Source organism: Pseudomonas sp. B10(2017) (assembly GCF_002113295.1).
Classification (GTDB): domain Bacteria; phylum Pseudomonadota; class Gammaproteobacteria; order Pseudomonadales; family Pseudomonadaceae; genus Aquipseudomonas; species Aquipseudomonas pudica.
In genome coordinates, this window is the sequence record NZ_NEJU01000003.1 from 299165 (window position 1) to 323730 (window position 24566).

The window sequence follows — 24566 nt, forward strand, 5'->3', positions numbered from 1 at the left end:
GGGTTCACCCGCGAAAAGCCCGGCACTGACAAACGAGGAAGTCATGCCCGAACGCACCCCGCTGGACCCTGTCACCGCCCGCTGGATCCCTTGGGTGGTGGCCATCGCCTTCTTCATGCAGTCCCTGGACGGCACCATCCTCAACACCGCGCTACCGGCCATGGCCCGCTCACTGGCCGAAGACCCGCTGCGCATGCAGGGCGTGATCATCGCCTACATGCTCACCGTGGCCCTGCTGATCCCCGCCTCAGGCTGGATCGCTGACCGCTTCGGCACCAAGCGCATCTTCTTCAGCGCCATTCTGCTGTTCAGCTTCGGCTCGCTGCTGTGCGCCGCCGCCAACAGCCTCGGTTTCCTGATCTTTGCCCGTGTCGTGCAAGGGCTGGGCGGTGCGCTGATGCTGCCGGTCGGGCGGCTGGTGGTCCTGCGTGCCTACCCGCGCACCGAGCTGGTGCGCATAATGAGTTTCATCACCATCCCCGGCTTGCTCGGGCCGCTACTGGGCCCTACGGTTGGCGGCTGGTTGGTGGAAATACTGAGCTGGCACTGGATCTTCCTGCTCAACCTGCCGGTCGGCCTGATCGGCTGCTACGCCGTGTGGAAGTTCATCCCCGACCTGCGCGGCGCCGAGCGCACCACGTTCGACGGCCCCGGGTTCCTGCTTTTTGGCGCAGCGATGGTATTGATCACCATCGCCATGGAAGGCCTGGGCGAACTGCACCTGCCGCACCTGCGGGTGATGTTGCTGCTGTTCGCCGGCATGGCCTGCCTGGCGGCCTACTGGCTGCGCGCCGGGCGCGACCCGGAGCCGCTGTTCTCGCCCAGCCTGTTCCGCGTGCGCACCTTCGCCATCGGCATCCTCGGCAACCTGTTCGCCCGTCTGGGCAGCGGCGCCCTGCCGTTCCTGGTGCCGTTGCTGCTGCAGGTGGCGCTGGGCTACTCGCCGGCCCAGGCCGGCATGAGCATGATCCCGCTGGCGGCGGCGGCGATGCTGGCCAAGTCCATTGCCCGGCCACTGATCGAACGTTTCGGCTACCGCATCATCCTCACCGGCAACACCCTGCTGCTGGGCCTGCTGCTGGCCAGCCTGGGGCTGGTGGACGAACAGACACCCTATTGGCTGTTGCTGGTGCAACTCGGTCTTCTGGGTGCAGTGAACTCCATGCAATTCACCGCGATGAACACCGTTACGCTCATCGACCTCGACGACGCCAGTGCCAGCAGCGGCAACAGCCTGCTGTCGGTGGTCGCGCAGTTGGCCCTGAGCCTCGGCGTGGCATGTGCGGGTGCCTTGCTCGGCGGCTTCACCGCGGCGGGCAGCGCCGAGGGTGTGGAAACCACCTTGGGCGCGTTCCAGCTGACATTCGTCACCATCGGCGTGATGGCCATGCTGGCGGCAGCGATCTTCCTGCAGCTGTCGCCGACGGACGGAAGGCGTGCCCGTCGTCCGGAACAACACATGGAGTCGTAGGGCGAATGGCCACGAGGCTGGTAGACTGTGCGGCATTTTTCGCTTCGCACCGCAGGCCCGCCTCGTGACCACCGAACCCACCGCCTTTGCCACCTTGCCGCTGTCCACTGCCATGCTGGCCAACCTGGACGCCCTCGGCTATGCCTCGATGACACCAATCCAGGCCCAGAGCCTGCCGGTCATTCTCAAGGGCCAGGACCTGATCGCCCAGGCCAAGACCGGCAGCGGCAAGACCGCCGCCTTCGGCATCGGCCTGCTCAACCCGATCAACCCGCGCTACTTCGGCTGCCAGGCGCTGGTGTTGTGCCCCACCCGCGAACTCGCCGACCAGGTGGCCAAGGAGCTGCGCCGCCTGGCCCGCGCCGAGGACAACATCAAGATCCTGACCCTGTGCGGCGGCGTTTCGCTGGGCCCGCAGATCGCTTCGCTGGAGCACGGCGCGCACATCATCGTCGGTACCCCAGGGCGCATCCAGCAGCACCTGGACAAGGGCACCCTGGTGCTCGACGGGCTGAACACCCTGGTGCTGGACGAAGCCGACCGCATGCTCGACATGGGCTTCTTCGATGCCATCGCCAGCATCATCGGCAAGACCCCGTCACGCCGCCAGACCCTGCTGTTCTCGGCCACCTACCCGGCGGGCATCAAGCAACTGGCCGCTGATTTCATGCGCAACCCGCAGCAGGTCAAGGTCGAGAGCCTTCACGCCGACAACCAGATCGAGCAGCGCTTCATCGAGATCGACCCGCAACAACGCCTCGAGGCCGTCACCCGCGTGCTCGGCCACTACCGCCCGCAGTCCTGCGTGGCATTCTGCTTCACCAAGCAGCAGTGCGAGGATGTGGTCGCCCACCTGGCCGCCAAGGGCATCGTGGCCCAGGCCCTGCATGGCGACCTGGAGCAGCGCGACCGCGACCAGGTGCTGACCATGTTCGCCAACCGCAGCACCTCGGTGCTGGTGGCTACCGACGTGGCCGCACGCGGCCTGGACATCGATGGCCTGGACATGGTCATCAACGTCGAACTGGCGCGTGACGCGGAAATCCATGTGCACCGTGTGGGCCGCACCGGTCGTGCCGGCGAAAAAGGCATCGCGGTCAGCCTGGTGGCACCGGCCGAAGGCCACCGCGCCCAGGCCATCGAAGACCTGCAGAAGAGCCCGCTGCGCTGGGACCAGCTGGACAGCCTGAAGCACAAAGGCGGCGAGCCGCTGCTGCCGCTGATGAGCACCTTGTGCATCGCCGCCGGGCGCAAGGACAAGCTGCGCCCGGGTGACATCCTCGGGGCGCTGACCGGTGATGCAGGCATCCCCGGCAAGCAGGTGGGCAAGATTGCGATCTTCGATTTCCAGGCGTTCGTCGCCGTGGAGCGACCGCTGGCCAAGCAGGCCATGCAGCGCTTGAACAGCGGCAAGATCAAGGGGCGCTCCCTGAAAGTCCGCATCGTCTGATGATTTTTGGGGCTGCTCTGCAGCCCATCGCCGGCAAGCCAGCTCCCACAGGCTTACCACAGGCCCCAGGCTTGTGTTGTACCTGTGGGAGCTGGCTTGCCGGCGATGGGCCGCTCAGCGGTTCAAGCTAACAATGAGGTAACACCGTGCACTCTACCGACGTGATCATCCTCGGCGCCGGCGCCGCCGGCCTGATGTGCGCACAGCTCAGCGCCCGCCGTGGCCGCCGGGTACTGGTGCTCGACCACGCCAACAAACCGGGCAAGAAAATCCTCATGTCCGGCGGCGGCCGCTGCAACTTCACCAACATGTATACCGAGCCAGGCAACTTCCTCTCGCAGAATGCACACTTCTGCAAATCGGCGCTGGCCCGCTATACCCAGTGGGACTTCATAGAGCTGGTGTGCAAGCACGGCGTGGCCTACCACGAGAAGAAGCTCGGCCAGCTGTTCTGCGACAACAAGGCCAACGACATCCTCGACATGCTGCTGGCCGAATGCGACGAGGCCGGCGCCGAGATCCGCATGCACACCAGCATCGAGCAGATCGAGAAGACCGAAAGCGGCTACCTGCTGCAGACCAGCGGCGGCCAGTTCGCCTGCCAGTCGCTGGTGATCGCCACCGGCGGCCTTTCGATCCCGACCCTGGGTGCCTCCGGCTTCGGCTACCAGGTGGCCCGCCAGTTCGGCCACACGCTGCTGCCGACCCGCGCAGGGCTGGTGCCGTTCACCATCACCGAGCCCCAGCTTAAGGCACTGTGCACCGAGCTTTCGGGCACTTCGCTGGATTGCACCGCCAGCTGCAACGGCACCAGCTTCCGCGAGAACCTGCTGTTTACCCATCGCGGCCTCAGCGGCCCGGCGATTTTGCAGATATCGTCGTTCTGGGAAGCCGGTGACACGGTCGAGATCAACCTGCTGCCCGACCGTGATGCACTGACCTGGCTGCAACAGATGCAAGCCGAACGCGCCAACGCCGAGCTGAAGACCGTACTGGGCGAGGTGTTTACCCGCAAGCTGGCCAACCTGCTGGCCGAGCAGTGGTTCGAGTCCCGGCCCATGAAGCAGTACACCCCGGCGGAACTGGCACAGATCGCCGAGAAGCTGGCGAGCTGGCAGGTGGTGCCGGCCGGCACCGAGGGTTATCGCACAGCCGAAGTGACCCTGGGCGGCGTGGATACCCGCGAGGTGTCGTCCAAGACCATGGAATCGCTGAAGAGCCCCGGGCTGTATTTCATTGGTGAGGTGTTGGATGTGACTGGCCACCTGGGCGGTTTCAACTTCCAGTGGGCCTGGGCCTCCGCCAACGCCGCGGCGCAGTTCGTGTAGAGTAGAATCCATTCAGCAGCACGGAACGCTTCTTGCTGGCCGTGCTGCAATGCATTCCATTTGCTCACTGCCTAGCAGGCCATCATGTCATCGAGCTCGTTCCGTCAGTCACTGCGTCGCCTGTGGGGTCAAGACAAGTTCAGCTACAGCATCCGGGTCACCATCGCCCTCACCGGCAGCCTGGCCCTGTGCTGGTACCAGAACGAAATGGCCCTGCTGATTCCGCTGTTCCTCGGCATCATCGCCAGTGCCCTGGCCGAAACCGATGACAGCTGGCAGGGCCGCCTCAGCGCGCTGGCCGTCACCCTGGTGTGTTTTGCCATCGCCGCACTGGCGGTCGAACTGCTGTTCCCCTACCCGTGGGTATTCGCCATTGCCCTGGCCTTGGCGGCCTTCGGCCTTACCATGCTCGGTGCCTTGGGCGAACGCTATGGCGCCATCGCTTCAGCGACCCTGATCACTGCGGTGTACACCATGATCGGCGTGGACCAGCGCGGCGGCCAGGTCACCGACTTCTGGCACGAACCACTGCTGCTGGTGGCGGGTGCAGCCTGGTACGGGCTGCTGTCGGTGCTGTGGCAGGCGCTGTTTTCCAACCAGCCGGTGCAGCAGAGCCTGGCCAAGCTGTTCTTCGAGCTGGGCAGCTACCTCAAGCTCAAGGCCAGCCTGTTCGAACCCATCCGCACCCTCGACGTCGAAGCCCGGCGCCTGGAGCTGGCCCAGCAGAACGGCAAGGTAGTGGCGGCGCTCAACGCGGCCAAGGAAATCATCCTGCACCGGGTGGGCAACAGCCAGCCGAACTCCAAGGTCAGCCGCTACCTCAAGCTGTACTTCCTGGCCCAGGACATCCATGAACGGGTCAGTGCTTCGCACTATCCCTACAACGCCCTGACCGAGGCCTTTTTCCACAGCGACGTGATGTTCCGTTGCCAACGCCTGCTGCGCAAGCAAGGCTCGTCCTGCCAGGAACTGGCCCGCTCGATCCGCCTGCGCCAGCCATTCGTGCTGGCCAGCGGTTATCCCGAAGCCCTCGAAGACCTCAACGCCTCGCTGGAACACCTGCGCACGCAGAACAACCCGGCCTGGCGTGGCCTGTTGCGCTCGCTGCGCGCGCTGGCGGCCAACCTGGCGACGCTCGACCGCCTGCTCAGCGCCGCCAGCAACCCGGACAGCCTGGCCGACACCAGCGACAGCAGCCTCCTCGACCGCTCGCCACGCTCACTGAAGGACGTGTGGACCCGCCTGCGCACCCAACTGACTCCGACCTCGCTGCTGTTCCGCCATGCCCTGCGCCTACCCCTGGCGTTGTCGATCGGCTATGGCATGGTGCACCTGATCCACCCCACCCAGGGCTACTGGATCATCCTCACCACGCTGTTCGTGTGCCAGCCCAACTACGGCGCGACCCGGCGCAAGCTGGTGCAGCGGATAGCCGGCACCGCCGTCGGCCTGACAGTGGGCTGGGCATTGTTCGACCTGTTCCCCAACCCGATCATCCAGTCGTTGTTCGCAGTAGTCGCCGGGGTGGTGTTCTTCGTCAACCGCACCACCCGTTACACCTTGGCCACGGCCGCGATCACCCTGATGGTGCTGTTCTGCTTCAACCAGATCGGCGATGGCTATGGCCTGTTCCTGCCGCGCCTGTTCGATACCTTGGTCGGCAGCCTGATCGCCATTCTCGCGGTGTTCCTGTTCCTCCCCGACTGGCAGGGGCGGCGGCTGAACAAGGCGCTGGCCAATACGCTGGCCTGCGCCAGCGTGTACCTGCGGCAGATCATGCAGCAATATGCCCACGGCAAGCGCGATGACCTGGCCTACCGCCTGGCCCGGCGCAACGCCCACAACGCCGACGCGGCGCTGTCCACCACCCTGGCCAACATGCTGATGGAACCGGGGCATTTCCGGAAGGAGGCCGACGTCGGCTTCCGCTTCCTGGTGCTGTCGCATACCTTGCTCAGCTACCTCTCGGGGCTGGGCGCGCACCGCGACACGGCCTTGCCGGCGGAGGTGCAGGAGCAGTTGATCGAAGGTGCCGGGCAAAGCCTGGCCAGCAGCCTGGACGAGATTGCCAACGGCCTGGCCGCGCGGCTGCCGGTGGCGATTCACAGTGATGCCGAAGAAGCGCTGGCCAATGCCCTGGAGCAGATGCCGGAAGAGCTGGACGAGCACCAACGGCTGGTGCAGACGCAGTTGGCGTTGATCTGCCGGCAGTTGGGGCCGCTGCGGACCCTGGCCGCGCATTTGATCAAGGAAGGTGCACCGGCCTGAGTTGTATATCGCCTGTGCGGGCCACTTCGCGGGTAAACCCGCTCCCACAGGTATTACACAGGTCTTGAAACTGGTGGGGCTCCTGTGGGAGCGGGTTTACCCGCGAAGAGACCGGCACAGGCGATATAGATCAGAAACCATGCTGGCGCATGAGCCGCGCATAGCTGCCATCCGCCTTCATCGCCGCAATCGCCTGCTCGAAGCGCTCGACGATCCGCTCGTGCTCCGGGTTTTTCAGGCTGACCAGGATATGCAGGGTATTCTCCCCCAACGGTGGCTCCACCAGCATCACCCCATCGCGTACCTCCGGCAGTTCGCGCTGCAAGTTGTAACGGGCCACGTACTCGTCTTCCACCGCCAGGTCCACCCGCCCCGCCGCCAGCATGCGTACCGCAGAAGGAAAGTTGCGCACCGCCACCTTGTGCAGGCGGGTGTCGCGGTCGAACTCGGGGGAATAGGCGTAATCACGCACCACAGCGATACTGTACGGGTACAAGTCTGACTGGCGCTTGTAGCGAAACGCCTCGCCCTTGCGCTGCAGCAGGCGAATACGGTTGACCAGGTAGGCTTTGGAAAACTGCCCGATGCTGGCGCGCGAGTCGTTGTACCAGGCGTTGATCAACACGTCGTAACGCCCCTCGCTCACCCCCAGCAGAGCCCGCGCCCACGGTGCCTCTTCGACCCCGCTGGGGTAGCCGGCGCGGGCCAGTGCCGTGGTGACGAGGCTGGTCGCCAGGCCACCGCCCGGCATGTTGGCATCGGTGAACGGCGGCCAGCTGTCGGCCACCAGGCGCAGCTTTTCGCGACCCAGGGCGGGTGTTGCAAGCATTATCGCCAGCAATCCCAGAACACAAAACAGTGGCCGCATGCTCACGTCCTTTTGCAGTGGAGGGCACACACTGGCGATGAGATTACACAAAGCCGTTGCCGAGGGCAGCGGCCAATAGTGTCATTTAGCCTCTATTTTGGCCGTGACACATACATCATGCGATGATCGACGGCCCACCCAAGGAGTTCGCGCCAATGTCCATCGACTGGCTCTGCAAGCACCACACCGATCTTAGCAAGGACCAGCTCTACGCCATTCTGCAATTACGCACTGAAGTGTTCGTGGTCGAGCAACGCTGCGCCTATCAGGAAGTCGATGGCCAGGACCTGACCGGCGATACCCTGCACCTGATGGGCTGGCTGGATGACAAGCTGGTGGCCTACCTGCGCCTGCTCGACCCGCAATCCCAGGGCGGGGACGTGGTGATCGGGCGGGTGGTGACTGCACCTGCGGCACGTGAGCTGAAGCTGGGGCATACCTTGCTGCTCAAGGGGTTGGAGGCAGCGGAGCATTGCTGGCCGGGTGTGCCGGTCTATCTGTCGGCGCAGGCGCATTTGCAGGCGTTCTATGCCCGGCATGGGTTCGAGGCAGTGGGCGAAGAATATCTTGAGGACGACATTCCGCATATCGGGATGCGCAAGGGTTGAAATCGCCGGGGGGCTTCGCCCCCTCAGGGATACCCCAGCACTTCGCGAAGCTGCCGCAGGTGCTGGATGATCCACTGCTTGTCGATCGCCCCCCAGTCATGAATGCGGTAATGCCCGGCGTGGTTGCGCGCGCCTTCCTGCTGTTCGAACTCGCAGACGATATCCAGGTCGGCCAGCGCCGCAATGGTGTCCTGGGCGGTGCGCCGGGGCATGCCGGTGGCCTCCATCAGGGCCGGCACGCTGGTCGCGGTCTGGCTGTCGATCAGCCAGGCCACGTACAGGCGGCGGTAGAAGCTGCTCTTGGTCTTGCTCACTTCCATGCTGCGTGGTCCTTAACAGTTGCCCGGCAGCTCCCGATAGGTCAGGTAGACGCGCAGGTCGAATTCCAGTTGGTGATAGTCCGGCTCCATGTGCTGGCAGAGCTGGTAGAACGCCTTGTTGTGGTCGCGCTCGCGCAGGTGTGCCAGTTCATGCACCACGATCATGCGCAAGAATTGCGGCGCGGCCTCCTTGAACAGCGAGGCAATGCGGATTTCCTTCTTCGCCTTGAGCTTGCCGCCCTGCACCCTCGATATCGCCGTATTCAGGCCCAGGGCCCGATGGGTCAGGTCGAGACGATTGTCGAACAGAACCTTGTCCAGGCTCGGCGCGCTGCGCAGGTATTGCTGGCGCAAATCCTGGGCATAGCCGTACAACGCCTTGTCGCTCTGCACGTCATGGCGGTCGGGGTAGCGGCGCTGCAGGTACTCGCCGAGACGGTCGCTGTCGATCATCTGCCGCACCTGCTGCTGCAGGTGCGGTGGGTAGGCTTGCAGGTATCGTAATACGGTCATGGGGCTGCATTCGGTGTAACGAAAGCCGATTCTAGCCAATCATGGCCCCGGCCAGGAGAAAATTGCCGGGAAGCTGCTGGCATCCGTGGCGGTCATCGGGTATGCCACCAGGAACCCCTGCACGTACTCACAGCCATTGGCCTTGAGCCAGGCCGCCTGGGCCGGGGTTTCCACCCCCTCGGCGATCACCGTGATGCTGTAGTCGGCGCACAGGCCGATGACGCTGCGCACCAGCGCGGCATCCTCCGCCGAGTCGGGCAGGCGCGCCACCAGGTGGCGGTCGAGCTTGAGGGTATCGATCGGCAGGTCGCGCAACATGCGCAACGAACAGTCGCCGGCACCAAAGTCATCCAGCGCCACCCGCACCCCCAGCTCGCGCAAACGATGTATCTGCTTCACCGCCGCATCGATGTTGTACATCAGCGAGGTTTCCGCCACCTCTACTTCCAGCTGCGCCGGGTCCAGCTGGTAAAGCTGGATGACCCGGTGCAGTTCGTCGACCAGGCTGGGCATGGCGAACTGCGCGCGGCTCAGGCTGATACCGAGCACCAGGTCCGCCGGGAAACGCTGGCACCAGGCCTGGCGCTGAGCCGCGCCCTGGCGGTAGATCCAGCTGGCCAGGCGGTTGATCAGGCGCGCCTCTTCCAGCAACGGGATGAACAGCCCCGGCGGAACGTCGCCGACACTGGGATGCTGCCAACGCAGCAAGGCCTCGAAGCCACGCAGGCGGCCATCGTTGAAGCCAACCTGCGGCTGGTAAACCAGAGTGAAGTCTTGTTGCTCCACGGCCGCGCGTACACTGTCCTCGAGCATCAGCCGCGAACGCGCCCGGCCATTGAGCTCCTGATCGTAGAAGCGATACTGCTGGCGCCCGGCTTGCTTGGCCGCGTACATAGCCGCATCGGCCGCACGCAAGAGGCCTTCGACATTGGCGCCGCAATCCGGATAGGTGGCGATGCCGATGCTCACACCAAGGCTCACATCCAGCCCTTCCACCTGGTGGCTGATGGAAATGCGCTCCAGCAACCGCTCGGCATAGCGCCCGGCCTGCTCCGGGTAAGGCAGGCTGTCGAACAGCGCGGTGAACTCGTCGCCGCCCATGCGCGCCAACAACGCTTCACTGCCCAGGCAATCCTTGAGCTGTTCGGCCACCCAGTGCAGCACCCGGTCGCCAGCGTCGTGGCCGAGCGAGTCGTTGATGCGCTTGAAGCCATCCAGGTCCATGTACATCAGTGCCTGCGCCTTGTCCGAGCGCTCGTTGCGCAGCAGTGCACCTTCGGCGGCCTGATAGAACCCGCGGCGGTTGAGCAAGCCGGTAAGCGGGTCGGTGACGGCCTGGTATTCCAGCTGCTGGTGCAGGTTGCGCACCACCGACATGTCCAGCACGGTAACCACCATGGCTTGCTGTTCTGTCGGCAGCGGTGCACAAGACAACGCGACCGGCACCAGCTCGCCGCCAAGGGTGCGCAACTGGGCATCGTGCACGCGGAAGATGCGCCGCCCAAGGTAGGCCTGGTAGAACTCCGATTCGCTCCACAGGCTGGCACTGGCCAGTTGCACCAGGTCGAGCAGTTGGGCGCCCTGCAACTGCTGCACCGGAGCTGACAACAAACGGGAAATGGCCGGGTTGGCAAAGCTGATGATGCCCTGGGCATCCACTACCAGAATCCCCTCGGCAGCGTTCTCCAGGATCGACGCGTTGAACGCCCTGGCCGCTTCCAGCTCACGGGTCAGGCGCTGCAGCATGCGTCGGTTGCGCTGCTGGTCAAGCAGAGCCTGGACCTTGGGCTTGAGAATCTGCGGGTCGAACGGTTTGAACATGTAGTCCACGGCGCCGCTGGCGTAGCCCTTGAGCACGGCCGCTTCGGACTGTTCATTGGCGGTGAGGAAGATGATCGGGGTCAGCCGGGTACGCTGGCTGCCGCGCATCAGCCGGGCGACTTCGAAGCCGTCCATCTCCGGCATCTGTACATCCAGCAGGACCAGGTCGACATCATGCTCGAGCAACGCGCTCAGGGCTTCCATCCCCGAGCTTGCCGTCAGCACCTGCCAATCCTGGCGGGCCAGCAATGCCCGCATGCTGATGAGGTTTTCGGGGTAATCGTCTACCACCAGAAGAACCGAGCAGCCATCCAGTGGCTGAGGTTGGGGGTGAGGGTGAGCGCCATCCATGCTGCTTCTCTATTATGTGACCGACTTCAAGATACGGTTGGATCCACTAGTACTCTAGACCTGAGCGGATAACACGCAATGCAATCAGAACGCTATCAGTGCCTCAACTATACGGTAGCCGACTAACGGTCGCTTTGCCGGCACAGGCATGAGGTTCTAACACCCAAAAATGAAAAAACCCGCATCGCTGCGGGCTTTTTCATTAATACCAGAAGATTAGTTGACCTTGGCGGCCAGCTCACCTTTCAGGTAGCGCTGGTACATGCCTTCCAGGGAGATCGGCTTGATCTTCGAGGCATTGCCAGCGGTGCCGAAGGCTTCGTAACGGGCGATGCACACGTCACGCATGGCCTTGACGGTTTCACCGAAGAACTTGCGAGGGTCGAACTCGCTCGGATTCTGCGCCATCAGGCGGCGCATGGCACCGGTGGAAGCCAGACGCAGGTCGGTATCGATGTTGACCTTGCGCACGCCATGCTTGATACCTTCGACGATTTCCTCGACCGGTACACCGTAGGTTTCCTTGATGTCGCCGCCGTACTGGTTGATGATTGCCAGCCACTCTTGCGGTACCGAGGACGAACCGTGCATCACCAGGTGGGTGTTCGGGATGCGCTTGTGGATTTCCTTGATGCGGTCGATGGCCAGCACGTCACCGGTTGGTGGCTTGGTGAACTTGTAGGCACCGTGGCTGGTACCGATGGCGATCGCCAGGGCGTCGACCTGGGTCTTCTTGACGAAGTCGGCAGCCTCTTCCGGGTCGGTCAGCATCTGGCTGTGGTCCAGCACGCCTTCGGCGCCAATGCCGTCTTCTTCACCGGCCATGCCGGTTTCCAGCGAACCCAGGCAGCCCAGCTCGCCTTCTACCGAAACGCCGCAGGCGTGTGCCATGGCAACGGTCTGCTGGGTAACGCGGACGTTGTACTCGTAATCGGTCGGGGTCTTGCCGTCTTCACCCAGCGAGCCGTCCATCATCACCGAGCTGAAGCCCAGCTGGATAGAGCGTTGGCAGACGTCAGGGCTGGTGCCGTGGTCCTGGTGCATGCACACCGGGATATGCGGGAATTCTTCGATGGCCGCCAGGATCAGGTGACGCAGGAACGGGGCACCGGCGTATTTGCGAGCACCGGCCGAGGCCTGCACGATCACCGGGGAGTCGGTCTTGTCGGCCGCTTCCATGATGGCGCGCATCTGCTCGAGGTTGTTGACGTTGAAAGCTGGTACGCCGTAACCGAACTCGGCGGCGTGGTCCAGCATCTGGCGCATGCTAATGAGTGCCATTGTGTATCTCTCTCCCGACAAGCGTCGTTTGTTTCGTGCAAGCCTGCCGCAGGGGCGGTTGCTGTTCAAGTAGTGTGGGCCACCCTCGCGGCCCGGCCAGTCACGGTGCCTTGCAGCCCCGCCCAATCAGATCGTTGGTTGCCACCCAGTACACCAGGCCTTCTTCGCCCTTGGTGTGGAAGGCCAGCATGCCATCGCTGTACAGCGCACCCGAAGCACCCGGCTCGGCCTTGAGCCGGTAGACCTGGTCGCCGCCACCAAGGCGCACATCGACCTGGTCGCGCTGCGCATCGGCGAAGCGCCACAGCACCTCCGCCTGGGTGTCGCAGACCCAACGGGTCCAGTCGTCTGCCGGGGCGGGTTGCGCCGGCTTCAGCAGCGAGCATCCTGCCAGTGTCGCCAGGGCCGTCACGGCCAAAAGCGCTTTCATTACATATCCTCTAGATGACCACGCAGCGGTCGCTTGGTTGCCCGCCCCGACGAAATGCCGGACTCAAGGACAACCCGGTGCCTTGCGCTGGTGGTCTTCGTCGTACTTTTCCAGGCCTTCCGGGCCCACGCGCTTGCTGATGACCGGCACGGTCTCGGCCTGCCACTCGGACTGGTAGCAACCGCCCTTGGGCGGCTGCGCCGTGTCGGCATCCGAGGCCGGGCCGCCAGCGCATGCGCTCAGCAGGCCAGCCAGCATCATCACAGGCAATTGCTTGACCATCAGGCCGCTCCCTTTGCCAAGCGCCGCCGTCATCAGGCCTTGGCCCGCTCTTCCAGGATTGCCACGGCCGGCAGGACCTTGCCCTCGACGAACTCGAGGAAGGCGCCACCACCGGTAGAAATGTAGGAGATATCGGCGCCAACGCCATATTTGTCGATGGCTGCCAGGGTGTCACCGCCACCGGCGATGGAGAACGCGGCGCTGTCAGCGATGGCCTTGGCCAGCACTTTGGTGCCGTTGCCGAACTGGTCGAACTCGAATACGCCGACCGGGCCGTTCCACAGGATGGTCTTCGACGACTTCAGCAACTCGGCGAATTGGGCTGCGGTTTTCGGGCCGATGTCCAGGATCATGTCGTCAGCGGCAACGTCGGCAATGGCCTTTACGGTGGCTTCGGCGCTCTCGGCGAACTCCTTGGCAACCACCACGTCGACCGGCAGAGGCACACTGACCTTGGCGGCGATGGCCTTGGCTGTTTCGATCAGGTCAGGCTCGTACAGCGACTTGCCCACCGGGTGGCCGGCTGCGGCCAGGAAGGTATTGGCGATACCGCCACCAACGATCAGCTGGTCGCAGACCGAGCTCAGGCTGTTCAGCACGTCCAGCTTGGTGGAGACCTTGGAGCCGGCAACGATGGCTGCCATCGGCTTGGCCGGGGCCTTCAGGGCCTTGCCCAGGGCGTCCAGCTCGGCTGCCAGCAGCGGGCCGGCAGCAGCGACCTTGGCGAACTTGGCAACGCCATGGGTCGAACCTTCTGCACGGTGGGCAGTACCGAAAGCGTCCATGACGAACACGTCGCACAGGGCTGCGTACTTCTGCGCCAGCTCGTCGGCGTTTTTCTTTTCGCCCTTGTTGAAGCGCACGTTCTCGAACAGCATCAGGTCACCAGCCTTGACCTCGACACCATCCAGGTAGTCGGCGACCAGCGGAACATCGCGGCCCAGGGCCTTGCTCAGGTAGTCGGCGACCGGCTTGAGGCTGTTCTCGGCAGAGAACTCACCCTCTGTCGGGCGGCCCAGGTGCGAGCAGACCATTACCGCCGCGCCCTTCTCCAGGGCCAGCTTGATGGTCGGCAGCGCTGCCAGGATACGCGCGTCGCTAGCTACCACACCGTCCTTCACAGGCACGTTGAGGTCTTCGCGGATCAGTACGCGCTTACCTTGCAGGTCGAGGTCGGTCATCTTCAACACGGTCATGAATGCAGTCCTTCAGGGCTGTTTGTTGCGGGTTGGGTGGACGACGTGCAGATAGTGTTCGGCAACGTCGAGCATACGGTTGGCGAACCCCCATTCGTTGTCGAACCAGGCCAGCAGGTTCACCAGGCGGGGGCCGGAAACACGGGTCTGACTGGCATCGACGATCGCCGAGTGCGGGTCATGGTTGAAATCACAGCTGGCGTGGGGCAACTCGGTGTAGGCCAGCAAGCCTTTCAGCGGGCCTTCCAGCGCCGCCTCGCGCAGCACCCGGTTGACTTCGGCCGCGCTGGTATCGCGGGCGGTCTGCAGGGTGATGTCCAGGCACGAGACGTTGACGGTCGGTACGCGTACCGCTTTGGCCTGGATTCGCCCGGCAAGTTCCGGAAGCAGGCGCTCGATGCCACGCGCCAGACCAGTGGACACCGGGATCACCGACTGGAAGGCCGAACGCGTGCGTCGCAGGTCTTCGTGGTGGTAGGCGTCGATCACCGGCTGGTCGTTCATCGCCGAGTGGATAGTGGTGATCTGCACATACTCGATGCCGAATGCCTGGTCCAGTACACGCAACAGCGGCACGCCGCAGTTGGTGGTACACGAGGCGTTGGACACCAGGCGCTCGTTACCGGTCAGGCAGGCCTGGTTCACGCCATAGACCACCGTGGCATCGACGTCGGCCTCGCTGGCCATCGGCTGTGAGAACAGCACCCGCGGCGCGCCGGCATCGAGGAAGCGCTGGCCATCGGCGCGGGTGTGGTAGGCGCCGGAGCATTCCAGCACCAGGTCGATGTCCAGGGCGGCCCAGTCGATGCCTTCCGGGGTGGCACTGCGCATCACCTTCACGCAGTCACCATTGATATGCAGACAGTCACCATCGACCTTCACCTCACCGGGGAAACGCCCATGGGTGGAGTCGAAGCGTGTCAGGTATTCCAGGCTGGCCTGGTCGGCCAGGTCGTTCAGCGCGACGATCTCGAAACCGGCCTTTGCCCCCCGCTCGAACAGCGCGCGCAGGACACAGCGGCCGATACGGCCATAACCGTTGAGTGCAACTTTGTAGGGACGCAGGTGGGGCATAGGTAGCTCTTGAACTCCGGCAGTTGAACGGGGCCGCTGCGCAGCCCATTCGCGGCACAAGGCCGCTCCTACAGGGGACGGCGTACGCAATACCCTGTAGGAGCGGCCTTGTGCCGCGAACGAGGGCCAAGGGCCCTCGCCTTCCTTGTATCAGTCTTCCAGCAGCTCTTCAGCAGTACCGAGGATGTTCTCCAGGGTGAAGCCGAACTCTTCGAACAGTGCCGAAGCCGGCGCCGACTCACCGTAGGTGGTCATGCCGATGATACGACCTTCCAGGCCGACGTACTTGTACCAGAAGTCGGCGTGAGCGGCTTCGATGGCAATGCGCGCCCCCACTTCCAGTGGCAGCACGGACTGCTTGTAGGCAGCGTCCTGGGCATCGAACACGCTGGTGCACGGCATGGAAACCACACGCACCTTGCGGCCTTGTTCGGTCAGCTTGGCGTGCGCCTGAACAGCAAGGCCCACTTCGGAACCGGTGGCGATCAGGATCAGCTCAGGCTCGCCGGCGCAATCCTTGAGCACGTAGCCGCCACGGCTGATGTCGGCGATCTGCTGGGCGTTGCGGTCCTGGTGCTGCAGGTTCTGGCGCGAGAAGATCAGAGCCGAAGGGCCGTCCTTGCGCTCCAGGGCGTTTTTCCAGGACACGGCGGATTCCACCGCATCGGCTGGGCGCCAGGTGTCCAGGTTCGGCGTGCTGCGCAGGCTGGTCAGCTGCTCGATCGGCTGGTGAGTCGGGCCGTCTTCGCCCAGGCCGATGGAATCGTGGGTGTAGACGTGGATCACGCGCTGCTTCATAAGCGCCGACATGCGCACGGCGTTGCGGGCGTATTCCATGAACATCAGGAAGGTCGCGCCGTAAGGCACCAGGCCACCGTGCAGGGCAACGCCGTTCATGATGGCGGTCATGCCGAACTCGCGCACGCCGTAGAACACGTAGTTGCCGCTGGCGTCGTTGGCTTCGACACCCTTGCAGCCCTTCCACAGGGTCAGGTTGGAACCGGCCAGGTCAGCCGAACCGCCGAGGAACTCCGGCAGCAGTGGGCCGAATGCGTTCAGGGCGTTCTGGCTGGCCTTGCGGCTGGCGATGGTTTCACCCTTGGCGGCCACTTCGTTGATGTAGGCCTGGGCTTTCTCGCTGAAATCGGCAGGCAGGTCACCGGCGGCGCGGCGCTTGAACTCGGCAGCCAGCTCCGGGTAGGCCTTGGCGTAGGCGTCGAAGCGCTGGTTCCAGTCGGCTTCGGCCTTGGCACCGGCAGCCTTGGCGTCCCACTCGGCGTAGATCTCGGCCGGGATTTCGAACGGGCCGTGGTTCCAGTTCAGTTCCTTGCGGGCCAGGGCGATTTCGTCGTTGCCCAGCGGTGCGCCGTGGCAGTCTTCCTTGCCCTGCTTGTTAGGCGAGCCGAAACCGATGATGGTCTTGCAGCAGATCAGGGTCGGGCGATCGCTCTTGCGAGCGGTCTCGATGGCGGTCTTGATCTCGTCGGCGTCATGGCCGTCGACGTTGCGGATCACCTGCCAGTTGTACGCTTCGAAACGCGCCGGGGTGTTGTCGGTGAACCAGCCGTGCACTTCGCCGTCGATGGAAATGCCGTTGTCGTCGTAGAAGGCGATCAGCTTGTTCAGGCCCAGGGTGCCGGCCAGCGAGGCGACTTCGTGGGAGATACCTTCCATCATGCAGCCGTCGCCGAGGAACACGTAGGTGTTGTGGTCGACGACGGTGTGGCCGTCACGGTTGAACTGGGCGGCGAGCACTTTTTCGGCCAGGGCGAAGCCCACGGCGTTGGCGATACCCTGGCCGAGCGGGCCGGTGGTGGTCTCGACGCCCGGGGTGTAGCCGTATTCCGGGTGGCCCGGGGTGCGGCTGTGCAGCTGGCGGAAGCCTTTGATGTCATCGATGGTGACGTCGTAGCCGGTCAGGTGCAGCAGCGAGTAGATCAGCATCGAACCGTGGCCGTTGGACAGCACGAAGCGGTCACGGTCGGCAAAGTTCGGGTTGCTCGGGTTGTGCTTCAGATAGTCGCGCCAAAGCACTTCGGCGATATCCGCCATGCCCATGGGGGCACCTGGGTGGCCGCTGTTGGCCTTTTGCACGGCATCCATGCTGAGGGCACGAATGGCGTTGGCACGTTCACGACGGCTGGGCATCGCTGATCTCCTGGGGGGCTTGAATAGGTGGTGTCACGAAAAAGGCGGCCATTTTCGCCCACTGGGGGGGCTTGGGGCAATGACGTATGGTCGCAGTCGGGGGATTTTCCTCTGATTGGCACTGATTTCGGGTAAAAATCCGGGGAACGGTGCTGGCTTCTTCGCGGGCTCGCCCGCTCCCACAGGTTCGGCACAGTTCCCAAGCCCCGTGATGAATCTGTGGGAGCGGGCGAGCCCGCGAAGAGGCCAGCAATGGCAGCCTCGCCCTCCGCCCATCAGCCAATATCAAAACTTTTTGATATTGCCCTTGCTAGGGCAACGATGCCTGTCTAGACTGCCGCACCATGAACCTCCGTGCGCAATCGATCCCCGAGCAACGCGAAGCATTGGCTGCCTTGTGCAAAGCCAGTGGCGACGAGTTGCGCCTGAACGTATTGCGCGCCCTGGCCAACGACTCGTTCGGCGTGCTGGAGCTGGCGCAGATCTTCGACGTGGGCCAGTCGGGCATGAGCCACCACCTGAAGGTGCTGGCCCAGGCCGAGCTGGTGGCGACCCGCCGCGAGGGCAATGCCATCTTCTACCGCCGCGCCCTGCCCGACAGCCTGCGCCTGGGCGGTCGGCTGCACGCGGCGCTGCTCGAAGAGGTGGATGACCTGGCCCTGCCGCCCGACGTGCAGGCGCGCATCGCCCAGGTGCAGCAACGCCGCGCAGCCACAAGCCAGGACTTCTTCCTGCGCGTGGAAGAAAAATTCCGCGCACAGCAGGACCTGATCGCTGGCCTGCCGCAGTACCGCGAAAGCCTGCTGGCACTGCTCGACAAACTGAATTTCGACCCGGCCGCCAGCGCCCTGGAGGTCGGCCCCGGTGACGGTGGCTTCCTGCCCGACCTGGCCCGGCGCTTCGCCCAGGTCACCGCCCTGGACAACAGCCCGACCATGCTCGAGCTGGCGCGCCAGGTGTGCCAGCGCGAAGGGCTCGACAACGTGAACCTGCAGTTGGCCGATGCACTGGGTGCAACGGATGTGGCCGCCGACTGCGTTGTGCTGAACATGGTGCTGCACCATTTCAGCGACCCGGCCCTGGCCTTGCGCCAGCTGGCCAAACGGGTGAAGGCAGGCGGCAGCCTGCTGGTAACCGAACTGTGCAGCCATGACCAGGGGTGGGCGCGCGAAGCATGCGGCGACCTGTGGCTTGGCTTCGAACAGGACGACCTGGCCCGTTGGGCCAATGACGCCGGGCTGGCCCCCGGGGACAGCCTGTACGTGGGCTTGCGTAACGGTTTCCAGATCCAGGTCCGCCATTTCCAGCGGACGGCTGGCGACATACACCATCGGTAAATTTCAGGAACCTTCGAGATGAGCGAATACTCCCTTTTCACCTCCGAGTCCGTGTCCGAAGGGCATCCGGACAAGATCGCCGACCAGATTTCGGACGCCGTCCTTGATGCCATCATCGCCCAGGACAAATACGCCCGCGTAGCCTGCGAAACCCTGGTCAAGACCGGTGTCGCCATCATCGCCGGCGAAGTCACCACTTCCGCCTGGGTCGACCTGGAAGAGCTGGTACGCAAGGTCATCATCGACATCGGCTACAACAGCTCCGACGTCGGTTTCGACGGCGCCACCTGCGCCGTGATGAACATCATCGGCAAGCAGTCGGTGGACATCGCCCAAGGCGTAGACCGCTCCCGTCCGGAAGACCAGGGCGCCGGTGACCAGGGCCTGATGTTCGGCTACGCCAGCAACGAAACCGACGTGCTGATGCCAGCACCGATCTGCTTCTCGCACCGTCTGGTCGAGCGCCAGGCCGAAGCGCGCAAATCGAAACTGCTGCCATGGCTGCGCCCGGACGCCAAGTCGCAGGTAACCTGCCGTTACGAAAATGGCAAGGTGGTCGGCATCGACGCCGTGGTGCTGTCGACCCAGCACAACCCTGAGGTTTCGCAGAAAGACCTGCAGGAAGCCGTGATGGAGCTGATCGTCAAGCACACCCTGCCTGCCGAACTGCTGCACAAGGGCACCCAGTATCACATCAACCCGACCGGCAACTTCATCATCGGCGGCCCGGTGGGTGACTGCGGCCTGACCGGGCGCAAGATCATCGTCGACTCCTACGGCGGCATGGCCCGCCATGGTGGTGGCGCGTTCTCTGGCAAGGACCCGTCCAAGGTCGACCGTTCCGCCGCCTACGCCGGCCGCTACGTGGCCAAGAACATCGTCGCCGCCGGCCTGGCCGAGCGTTGCGAGATCCAGGTGTCGTACGCCATCGGCGTGGCCCAGCCGACCTCCATCTCGATCAACACCTTCGGTACCGGCAAGGTCTCCGACGACAAGATCATCCAGCTGGTGCGCGAGTGCTTCGACCTGCGCCCTTACGCCATCACCACCATGCTCGACCTGCTGCACCCGATGTACCAGGAAACCGCTGCCTACGGCCACTTCGGCCGTACCCCGCAGCAGAAGACGGTCGGCGACGACACCTTCACCACCTTCACCTGGGAACGCACCGACCGCGCCCAGTCGCTGCGTGACGCTGCCGGTCTGTAAGTTTTCCTGCAGCGGAAACTGAAAGCCCCTGCCGAGCGATCGGCAGGGGCTTTTTTGTGACATATGGGCTGACAAACGCTGCATGGCGACCCGCACGCTACCTGCCTAGGCTGAGGGCTCCCACCCGCCATGCAAGGATGCTGGCCATGCCGCTCATGCTGCTTTTCGCCCTGCTGTTGACGTTGAATGCTCCCCTGGCCCGTGCTGCCACATGCCCCTCCTGGAAACCGCAACAAGTCGAGACTGAAGTGAGCCGACTGCGCGCCACGCTTGCTCGCTGGGACGACCACTACCATCGCCAGGGCGTTGCGCTCGTACCCGATGAGCTCTATGACCAGAGCCGCCAGCGCCTGGCGCACCTGCAGCAGTGCTTTGGCATTGCCGCTACTCCGTCCCCGCTTGCCAGTGCTCGCGGTCCAATCCCGCATCCGGTCCCGCATACCGGTGTCGACAAGCTGGCCGACCGCCTGGCTGTAGAACGTTGGCTGGCCGGCAAGGCCGATGTCTGGGTGCAGCCAAAGGTCGATGGCGTAGCGGTTTCCCTCATCTACCGACAAGGCCGGCTGGTGCAGTTGATCAGCAGGGGGGACGGCGTGCAGGGGCACGACTGGAGCCGCCACATCCCTCTGCTCGACGCAATCAACCGGAAGTTGCCCCAGGACATCGACCTGCAACTTCAGGGCGAACTGTACCTGCGCCGGGACGCACATGTGCAAGCCCAGGCAGGCAGCGCCAACGCCCGAGGGACGGTAGCGGGGCTGCTGGCTCGCAAGCAGCTGAGTCGTGAACAGGGCGAGCGCATCGGCCTGTTCGTGTGGGACTGGCCGCAGGGCCCTGAGCAGCAGGCCGAACGCCTCGCGCAGTTGACGGAACTGGGTTTCGCGCACAGCCAGGATTACAGCGTCGCCATAGAAACAGCGGACGATGCCGCGCACTGGCGTGACTACTGGTACCGCTCACCCCTGCCCTTCGCCACCGATGGCGTGGTGTTGCGCCAAGGCGTACGGCCCTCGGCCGAGCGCTGGCAGGCCAAGGCACCCTACTGGATCGCGGCGTGGAAGCACCCTTACACGCAGGCCCTGGCCGAAGTGCGCGAAGTACGCTTCCGCGTTGGCCGCACTGGTAGGGTCACGCCAGTCTTGCACGTGCTGCCGGTCACCCTGGATGACCGGAGAATCACCCAGGTCAGCCTGGGCTCACTGGCACGCTGGCTCAAGCTCGACATCCGCCCCGGTGACCAGGTGGCCGTCAGCCTTGCCGGGCTGACCATTCCACGTCTGGAGCAAGTGGTGCACCGCACCGCCGAGCGCCAACCGGTGACCGCACCAGCGCCTGGTCAACACCATGCACACAGTTGCTGGCAGGCCAGCGAAGGCTGCGAGGAACAGTTCATTGCCCGCCTCACTTGGCTCAGCGGCAAGCAGGGGCTGGCACTGCCGCGCACCGGGCCTGGCACCTGGCGCCGACTGGTGGCTGCCGGGCTGGTGACTTCGATGACCGACTGGCTGCACCTGGATGCCAACCGCCTGGGCCAGGTTGCAGGTATCAGTGACGCAACGGCTTCGCAGTTGCTGAGCAGTTTCGACCAAGCCCGCTCACGGCCCTTCGCTCAATGGCTGCGCGGACTGGGCGCCCCCACACCCACCGGCATGCAGGTGACAGGCGGCTGGCGGGAGCTTGCTGCCCGCACGAATCTCGAATGGCAAACCATGCCCGGCATCGGCGAAAAGCGCGGGCAACAGCTTGCAGTTTTTTTTGCGACCACCGAGGTTCAAGCCATTGCTACGCAGCTGGCCAAGGCAGGGATCGACGGTTTCCCCATCGACCGGCAAAGCGTTGAGCAATGATTATTTACCAATTTACCTGTAGGAAAATCCCGAGATTAAGCCGGAAAACCCCAGCAAGGGTTTCTAAATGGGCAAAACCAAGGCAGGATTTCCCCCAACTTTTGCTGCCCCGCCCCGTCAAGGAGGCTTTTCATGAAACGTATTTCGTCCCTTTTCCTGTTTGCGACACTGGGCCTGGCCGCTGGCGCCGCACAAGCCGCCCAGCCGGATGCCGGCCTGACCGGTTGCGCCGCCAAACGCAGCGCCATCGAGAACCAGTTGAAGATTGCCCGCGAACACGGCAACACCGCCCAGGCCGCAGGGCTTGAAGAGGCCCTGCGAGGGGTCGACAACTGCACCGATGCCGGCCTGCGCAAAGAACGTGAGCAGAAGGTGCTCGACGCCCGTCACGAAGTGGCGCAGCGGGAAAGGGACCTGAAGAAAGCCGAAAAGAAGGGCGATTCGGAGAAGATCAACAAGCGCAAGGACAAGCTGGCCGAGTCGCGCAAGGAACTGCAGGAAGCGGTGGATGATCTGGATCGCTGACAGAGATCCGAATACTGCGTCGCCTTTACTGGCCTCATCGCCGGCAAGCCGGCGATGAGGCCGCAACAGGCCATCAATGATTACGAAACTCGGTATGACAGGCCTTGCAAGCCGCTTCGACCTTGCCCATCGGCGCCTTCAACTGCGCAGCGTCCAACGGCTGGCCATGGGTGACATCGACCAGTTCGCCAGTGACGCCTTCCAGCTGCCGGGCCAGGTCATGAAAGCGTGCCTGACGCTCCCAAACCTCGGCACGCGCACTACTGTCGCCACCATCGCGCACCTGTGGGAAGTGCTGCCAAGGCTGGTGCGAAAGGTTGTCCAGCTTCAGCGCACCGTCGGCGAACTTCACCCCGTCGAACGGCAAACGCCCGCGCAACATGCCGCCAAGGTCTTCGCTGGTCTTGAGCATGTCCTTGAAGATCACCTTGCGCTTGCCCAGCGGGGAGTTCGGATCAACCCGGTCACAACCACCCAAGGCCAGCACTGCCAGCAGAACAACGGTCAATCGCTTCAACATCTCGGTCTCTTCGGCCAATGCAAATGGGCGGCCAGTATCGCTGCCAAGTGGCCAAAGACCAATAGCCACAAAAAACCAGGGGTGAATATCCGTGTTCACTCATGACAGGAACGTACTCATGAAATCTGCCCTGCGCCACCTGGCCTGGACACTCCCGGCGCTGGCCCTGCTGGCCGGCTGCAACGGCGGCGAAAGCGCCAAACCCGAACCCCATGCCATCGCCACCTACGCCAATGCCACCTGGCAGGACCTGCCCACCGTCAGCGACAGCGACCTGGTGGCGGGCTTCCAGGCCTGGCGCAACGGCTGTGAAAAGCTCAAGCGCGACACCGTCTGGGCCGGTACCTGCGAAGCAGCCGCCAGCGTGCCCGACGATGCCTTGCAGGTGCGCGCCTTCCTGCAACAGAACCTGCAGGTATACGGCCTGCGTTCGGCCGAAAACAATGCCAACGGCCTGATCACCGGTTACTACGAACCGGTCTACCCTGGCAGCCTGAGCCAGTCGGCAACCAACCATGTGCCGGTCTATGGCATCCCCGACGACATGATCGTGGTCGACCTGGCCAGCGTGTACCCAGAACTCAAGGGCAAGCGCCTGCGCGGCCGCCTCGATGGCCGGGTGCTCAAGCCTTACGACACCGCCGAGGTGATCAACCGCGACGGCGCCAAGGCGCCGGTACTGGCCTGGCTGACCGACCCGATGGACCTGCAGTTCCTGCAGATCCAGGGTTCCGGCCGGGTACAACTGGAAGATGGCCGCCAGCTGCGCCTGGGTTACGCCGACCAGAACGGCCACCCCTATCGGCCGATCGGGCGCTGGCTGGTGGAACAGGGTCAGTTGAAGAAGGAAGAAGTGAGCATGGGGGCCATTCACGCCTGGGCCCAGGCCAACCCGCAGCGGGTACCGGAACTGCTCGCCAGCAACCCCAGCTACGTGTTCTTCAGCACCCGCCCGGACAGCAACGAAGGGCCGCGGGGTTCGCTGAACGTGCCGCTGACGGCTGGCTACAGCGTGGCCATCGACCGCAAGGTGATTCCGCTGGGCAGCTTGCTATGGCTGTCCACCACTCGCCCGGACGGTACGCCGGTGGTACGCCCGGTGGGTGCTCAGGATACTGGCGGGGCAATTACGGGCGAGGTGCGCGCGGACCTGTTCTGGGGCACTGGGCCGGAAGCAGGGGAACTGGCCGGAAACATGAAGCAGCAAGGGCAGATCTGGATGCTGTGGCCCAAGGGCAAGCCGCTGCCTGAGGTGCCAAAAGTGCCTTGATCGGTGCTTGGATTCTTCGCGGGTGACCCCGCGAAGAAGGCGACGCGGTCTCAGATGGAAACCACGAAGAACGCCACGATCATGGCCATCCCGGCAAACCACACCAGCGATCGCAGCATGGCCCAGTCGGCCAGGTAACAGATGATGTAGAGCAGCCGGCTGGTGATGTACATCACCCCCAGTACATCCTGGGTCACCTGCTCGGCATTGCCGACGATATCCGCCACCAGCACCGCCGCGGCAAATGCCGGGAAGGCTTCGAAACTGTTCTGCTGGGCAGCATGTGCGCGCCGCGGGAGCCCGGACAGGGTATCCAGGAACGCGCGCGGGTCGTGGTTGTCGCGCAGGCGGAAGCGGCCACTACCAACTTTGGCTATCAACGCACACAGAGGCGGCAAGAACAGCGCGATCAGGATGCACCACAGGGCAACAGTCATGGACAGGACTCC

22 protein-coding genes are annotated in these 24566 nt (G+C 64.0%); 10 read left to right on the forward strand and 12 right to left on the reverse strand.

Annotated elements, in window-relative coordinates; translation table 11 throughout:
* Positions 1 to 43: 43 nt before the first annotated feature.
* From mdtD to yccS, 4 genes are all read left to right on the forward strand, one after another.
* Positions 44 to 1471 carry a multidrug transporter subunit MdtD gene (gene mdtD, locus CAF92_RS06135; RefSeq protein ID WP_046613392.1) on the forward strand — a complete coding sequence of 476 codons (1428 nt, stop codon included), beginning with the start codon at positions 44 to 46 and terminating at the stop codon, positions 1469 to 1471.
* Between the two features lie 112 nt (positions 1472 to 1583).
* Entirely contained in the window at positions 1584 to 2921 is a 1338-nt protein-coding gene (dbpA, locus tag CAF92_RS06140) for an ATP-dependent RNA helicase DbpA (protein ID WP_230385130.1), read from the forward strand.
* 146 nt (positions 2922 to 3067) lie between these two features.
* Positions 3068 to 4249: an NAD(P)/FAD-dependent oxidoreductase gene (locus tag CAF92_RS06145; protein WP_085599787.1), complete on the forward strand. Its 1182-nt coding sequence runs from the start codon at positions 3068 to 3070 to the stop codon at positions 4247 to 4249.
* Between the two features lie 84 nt (positions 4250 to 4333).
* Positions 4334 to 6517: a YccS family putative transporter gene (yccS, locus tag CAF92_RS06150; protein WP_046613397.1), complete on the forward strand. Its 2184-nt coding sequence runs from the start codon at positions 4334 to 4336 to the stop codon at positions 6515 to 6517.
* Between the two features lie 130 nt (positions 6518 to 6647).
* On the opposite strand, the gene CAF92_RS06155 is transcribed toward yccS, so the two are convergent.
* Positions 6648 to 7385: an ABC transporter substrate-binding protein gene (locus tag CAF92_RS06155; protein WP_046613399.1), complete on the reverse strand. Its 738-nt coding sequence runs from the start codon at positions 7383 to 7385 to the stop codon at positions 6648 to 6650.
* A 155-nt stretch (positions 7386 to 7540) separates the two neighbouring features.
* Between CAF92_RS06155 and CAF92_RS06160 the strand changes: the two genes are divergently transcribed.
* The gene (locus tag CAF92_RS06160; protein WP_085599789.1) at positions 7541 to 7993 is read left to right on the forward strand and encodes a GNAT family N-acetyltransferase; all 453 of its coding nucleotides are present in this window, start codon (positions 7541 to 7543) and stop codon (positions 7991 to 7993) included.
* 23 nt (positions 7994 to 8016) lie between these two features.
* On the opposite strand, the gene CAF92_RS06165 is transcribed toward CAF92_RS06160, so the two are convergent.
* The 9 genes from CAF92_RS06165 to tkt form a co-directional block, all read right to left on the reverse strand.
* Positions 8017 to 8313 carry a helix-turn-helix domain-containing protein gene (locus tag CAF92_RS06165; protein WP_046613403.1) on the reverse strand — a complete coding sequence of 99 codons (297 nt, stop codon included), beginning with the start codon at positions 8311 to 8313 and terminating at the stop codon, positions 8017 to 8019.
* Between the two features lie 12 nt (positions 8314 to 8325).
* Complete coding sequence (locus CAF92_RS06170) at positions 8326 to 8826, reverse strand: M48 family metallopeptidase (RefSeq protein WP_085599791.1); 501 nt, start codon at positions 8824 to 8826, stop codon at positions 8326 to 8328.
* 39 nt (positions 8827 to 8865) lie between these two features.
* Positions 8866 to 10998, reverse strand: coding sequence for a bifunctional diguanylate cyclase/phosphodiesterase (locus CAF92_RS06175; protein WP_046613406.1), 2133 nt, complete (start codon positions 10996 to 10998; stop codon positions 8866 to 8868).
* Positions 10999 to 11214: 216 nt separating this feature from the next.
* Entirely contained in the window at positions 11215 to 12279 is a 1065-nt protein-coding gene (fba, locus tag CAF92_RS06180) for a class II fructose-bisphosphate aldolase (protein WP_016501943.1), read from the reverse strand.
* A gap of 100 nt (positions 12280 to 12379) precedes the next feature.
* Positions 12380 to 12709 (reverse strand): MliC family protein, encoded by a 330-nt coding sequence (locus tag CAF92_RS06185; RefSeq protein ID WP_013974499.1) that lies wholly within the window; start codon positions 12707 to 12709, stop codon positions 12380 to 12382.
* A 63-nt stretch (positions 12710 to 12772) separates the two neighbouring features.
* On the reverse strand, positions 12773 to 13024 hold the full coding sequence (locus CAF92_RS06190) for a hypothetical protein (RefSeq protein WP_046613408.1): 252 nt from the start codon (positions 13022 to 13024) through the stop codon (positions 12773 to 12775).
* On the reverse strand, positions 13024 to 14187 hold the full coding sequence (locus CAF92_RS06195; protein WP_085599793.1) for a phosphoglycerate kinase: 1164 nt from the start codon (positions 14185 to 14187) through the stop codon (positions 13024 to 13026). Before CAF92_RS06195 ends, CAF92_RS06190 begins: the two co-directional genes overlap by 1 nt.
* A 12-nt stretch (positions 14188 to 14199) precedes the next feature.
* Positions 14200 to 15261 carry an erythrose-4-phosphate dehydrogenase gene (epd, locus tag CAF92_RS06200; RefSeq protein WP_013974502.1) on the reverse strand — a complete coding sequence of 354 codons (1062 nt, stop codon included), beginning with the start codon at positions 15259 to 15261 and terminating at the stop codon, positions 14200 to 14202.
* Positions 15262 to 15411: 150 nt separating this feature from the next.
* Positions 15412 to 17409: a transketolase gene (gene tkt / locus CAF92_RS06205; RefSeq protein WP_085599795.1), complete on the reverse strand. Its 1998-nt coding sequence runs from the start codon at positions 17407 to 17409 to the stop codon at positions 15412 to 15414.
* Between the two features lie 344 nt (positions 17410 to 17753).
* Here tkt and CAF92_RS06210 point away from each other — a divergent pair, with 344 nt between their 5' ends.
* The 4 genes from CAF92_RS06210 (at position 17754) to CAF92_RS06225 (ending at position 22327) form a co-directional block, all read left to right on the forward strand.
* Complete coding sequence (locus CAF92_RS06210; RefSeq protein ID WP_046613411.1) at positions 17754 to 18746, forward strand: metalloregulator ArsR/SmtB family transcription factor; 993 nt, start codon at positions 17754 to 17756, stop codon at positions 18744 to 18746.
* Positions 18747 to 18764: 18 nt separating this feature from the next.
* Positions 18765 to 19955, forward strand: a complete 1191-nt coding sequence (gene metK / locus CAF92_RS06215) for a methionine adenosyltransferase (protein WP_015272060.1) — start codon at positions 18765 to 18767, stop codon at positions 19953 to 19955.
* 146 nt (positions 19956 to 20101) lie between these two features.
* Positions 20102 to 21802: an NAD-dependent DNA ligase LigB gene (ligB, locus tag CAF92_RS06220; protein WP_085599797.1), complete on the forward strand. Its 1701-nt coding sequence runs from the start codon at positions 20102 to 20104 to the stop codon at positions 21800 to 21802.
* Positions 21803 to 21934: 132 nt separating this feature from the next.
* On the forward strand, positions 21935 to 22327 hold the full coding sequence (locus tag CAF92_RS06225) for a DUF1090 domain-containing protein (RefSeq protein ID WP_085599799.1): 393 nt from the start codon (positions 21935 to 21937) through the stop codon (positions 22325 to 22327).
* 73 nt (positions 22328 to 22400) lie between these two features.
* Here CAF92_RS06225 and CAF92_RS06230 read toward each other — a convergent pair whose 3' ends face one another.
* The gene (locus tag CAF92_RS06230) at positions 22401 to 22847 is read right to left on the reverse strand and encodes a cytochrome c (RefSeq protein ID WP_085599801.1); all 447 of its coding nucleotides are present in this window, start codon (positions 22845 to 22847) and stop codon (positions 22401 to 22403) included.
* Positions 22848 to 22965: 118 nt separating this feature from the next.
* Between CAF92_RS06230 and CAF92_RS06235 the strand changes: the two genes are divergently transcribed.
* Positions 22966 to 24117, forward strand: a complete 1152-nt coding sequence (locus CAF92_RS06235; protein ID WP_046613416.1) for a murein transglycosylase A — start codon at positions 22966 to 22968, stop codon at positions 24115 to 24117.
* Positions 24118 to 24167: 50 nt separating this feature from the next.
* Here the strand turns inward: CAF92_RS06235 and CAF92_RS06240 are convergent, their stop codons facing one another.
* On the reverse strand, positions 24168 to 24554 hold the full coding sequence (locus CAF92_RS06240) for an MAPEG family protein (RefSeq protein ID WP_025340889.1): 387 nt from the start codon (positions 24552 to 24554) through the stop codon (positions 24168 to 24170).
* Positions 24555 to 24566: the final 12 nt, after the last annotated feature.

Bases quoted from the DNA above. Each gene is read 5' to 3' on its own strand.
- tkt (WP_085599795.1), bottom strand. From the start codon at position 17,409: ATGCCCAGCCGTCGTGAACGTGCCAACGCCATTCGTGCCCTCAGCATG.
- CAF92_RS06225 (WP_085599799.1), top strand. From the start codon at position 21,935: ATGAAACGTATTTCGTCCCTTTTCCTGTTTGCGACACTGGGCCTGGCC.
- CAF92_RS06230 (WP_085599801.1), bottom strand. From the start codon at position 22,847: ATGTTGAAGCGATTGACCGTTGTTCTGCTGGCAGTGCTGGCCTTGGGT.
- CAF92_RS06170 (WP_085599791.1), bottom strand. From the start codon at position 8,826: ATGACCGTATTACGATACCTGCAAGCCTACCCACCGCACCTGCAGCAG.
- epd (WP_013974502.1), bottom strand. From the start codon at position 15,261: ATGCCCCACCTGCGTCCCTACAAAGTTGCACTCAACGGTTATGGCCGT.
- CAF92_RS06155 (WP_046613399.1), bottom strand. From the start codon at position 7,385: ATGCGGCCACTGTTTTGTGTTCTGGGATTGCTGGCGATAATGCTTGCA.
- fba (WP_016501943.1), bottom strand. From the start codon at position 12,279: ATGGCACTCATTAGCATGCGCCAGATGCTGGACCACGCCGCCGAGTTC.
- CAF92_RS06175 (WP_046613406.1), bottom strand. From the start codon at position 10,998: ATGGATGGCGCTCACCCTCACCCCCAACCTCAGCCACTGGATGGCTGC.
- yccS (WP_046613397.1), top strand. From the start codon at position 4,334: ATGTCATCGAGCTCGTTCCGTCAGTCACTGCGTCGCCTGTGGGGTCAA.
- CAF92_RS06185 (WP_013974499.1), bottom strand. From the start codon at position 12,709: ATGAAAGCGCTTTTGGCCGTGACGGCCCTGGCGACACTGGCAGGATGC.
- dbpA (WP_230385130.1), top strand. From the start codon at position 1,584: ATGCTGGCCAACCTGGACGCCCTCGGCTATGCCTCGATGACACCAATC.
- CAF92_RS06235 (WP_046613416.1), top strand. From the start codon at position 22,966: ATGAAATCTGCCCTGCGCCACCTGGCCTGGACACTCCCGGCGCTGGCC.
- mdtD (WP_046613392.1), top strand. From the start codon at position 44: ATGCCCGAACGCACCCCGCTGGACCCTGTCACCGCCCGCTGGATCCCT.
- metK (WP_015272060.1), top strand. From the start codon at position 18,765: ATGAGCGAATACTCCCTTTTCACCTCCGAGTCCGTGTCCGAAGGGCAT.
- CAF92_RS06210 (WP_046613411.1), top strand. From the start codon at position 17,754: ATGAACCTCCGTGCGCAATCGATCCCCGAGCAACGCGAAGCATTGGCT.
- CAF92_RS06165 (WP_046613403.1), bottom strand. From the start codon at position 8,313: ATGGAAGTGAGCAAGACCAAGAGCAGCTTCTACCGCCGCCTGTACGTG.
- CAF92_RS06240 (WP_025340889.1), bottom strand. From the start codon at position 24,554: ATGACTGTTGCCCTGTGGTGCATCCTGATCGCGCTGTTCTTGCCGCCT.
- CAF92_RS06195 (WP_085599793.1), bottom strand. From the start codon at position 14,187: ATGACCGTGTTGAAGATGACCGACCTCGACCTGCAAGGTAAGCGCGTA.
- CAF92_RS06190 (WP_046613408.1), bottom strand. From the start codon at position 13,024: ATGACGGCGGCGCTTGGCAAAGGGAGCGGCCTGATGGTCAAGCAATTG.
- CAF92_RS06160 (WP_085599789.1), top strand. From the start codon at position 7,541: ATGTCCATCGACTGGCTCTGCAAGCACCACACCGATCTTAGCAAGGAC.
- ligB (WP_085599797.1), top strand. From the start codon at position 20,102: ATGCCGCTCATGCTGCTTTTCGCCCTGCTGTTGACGTTGAATGCTCCC.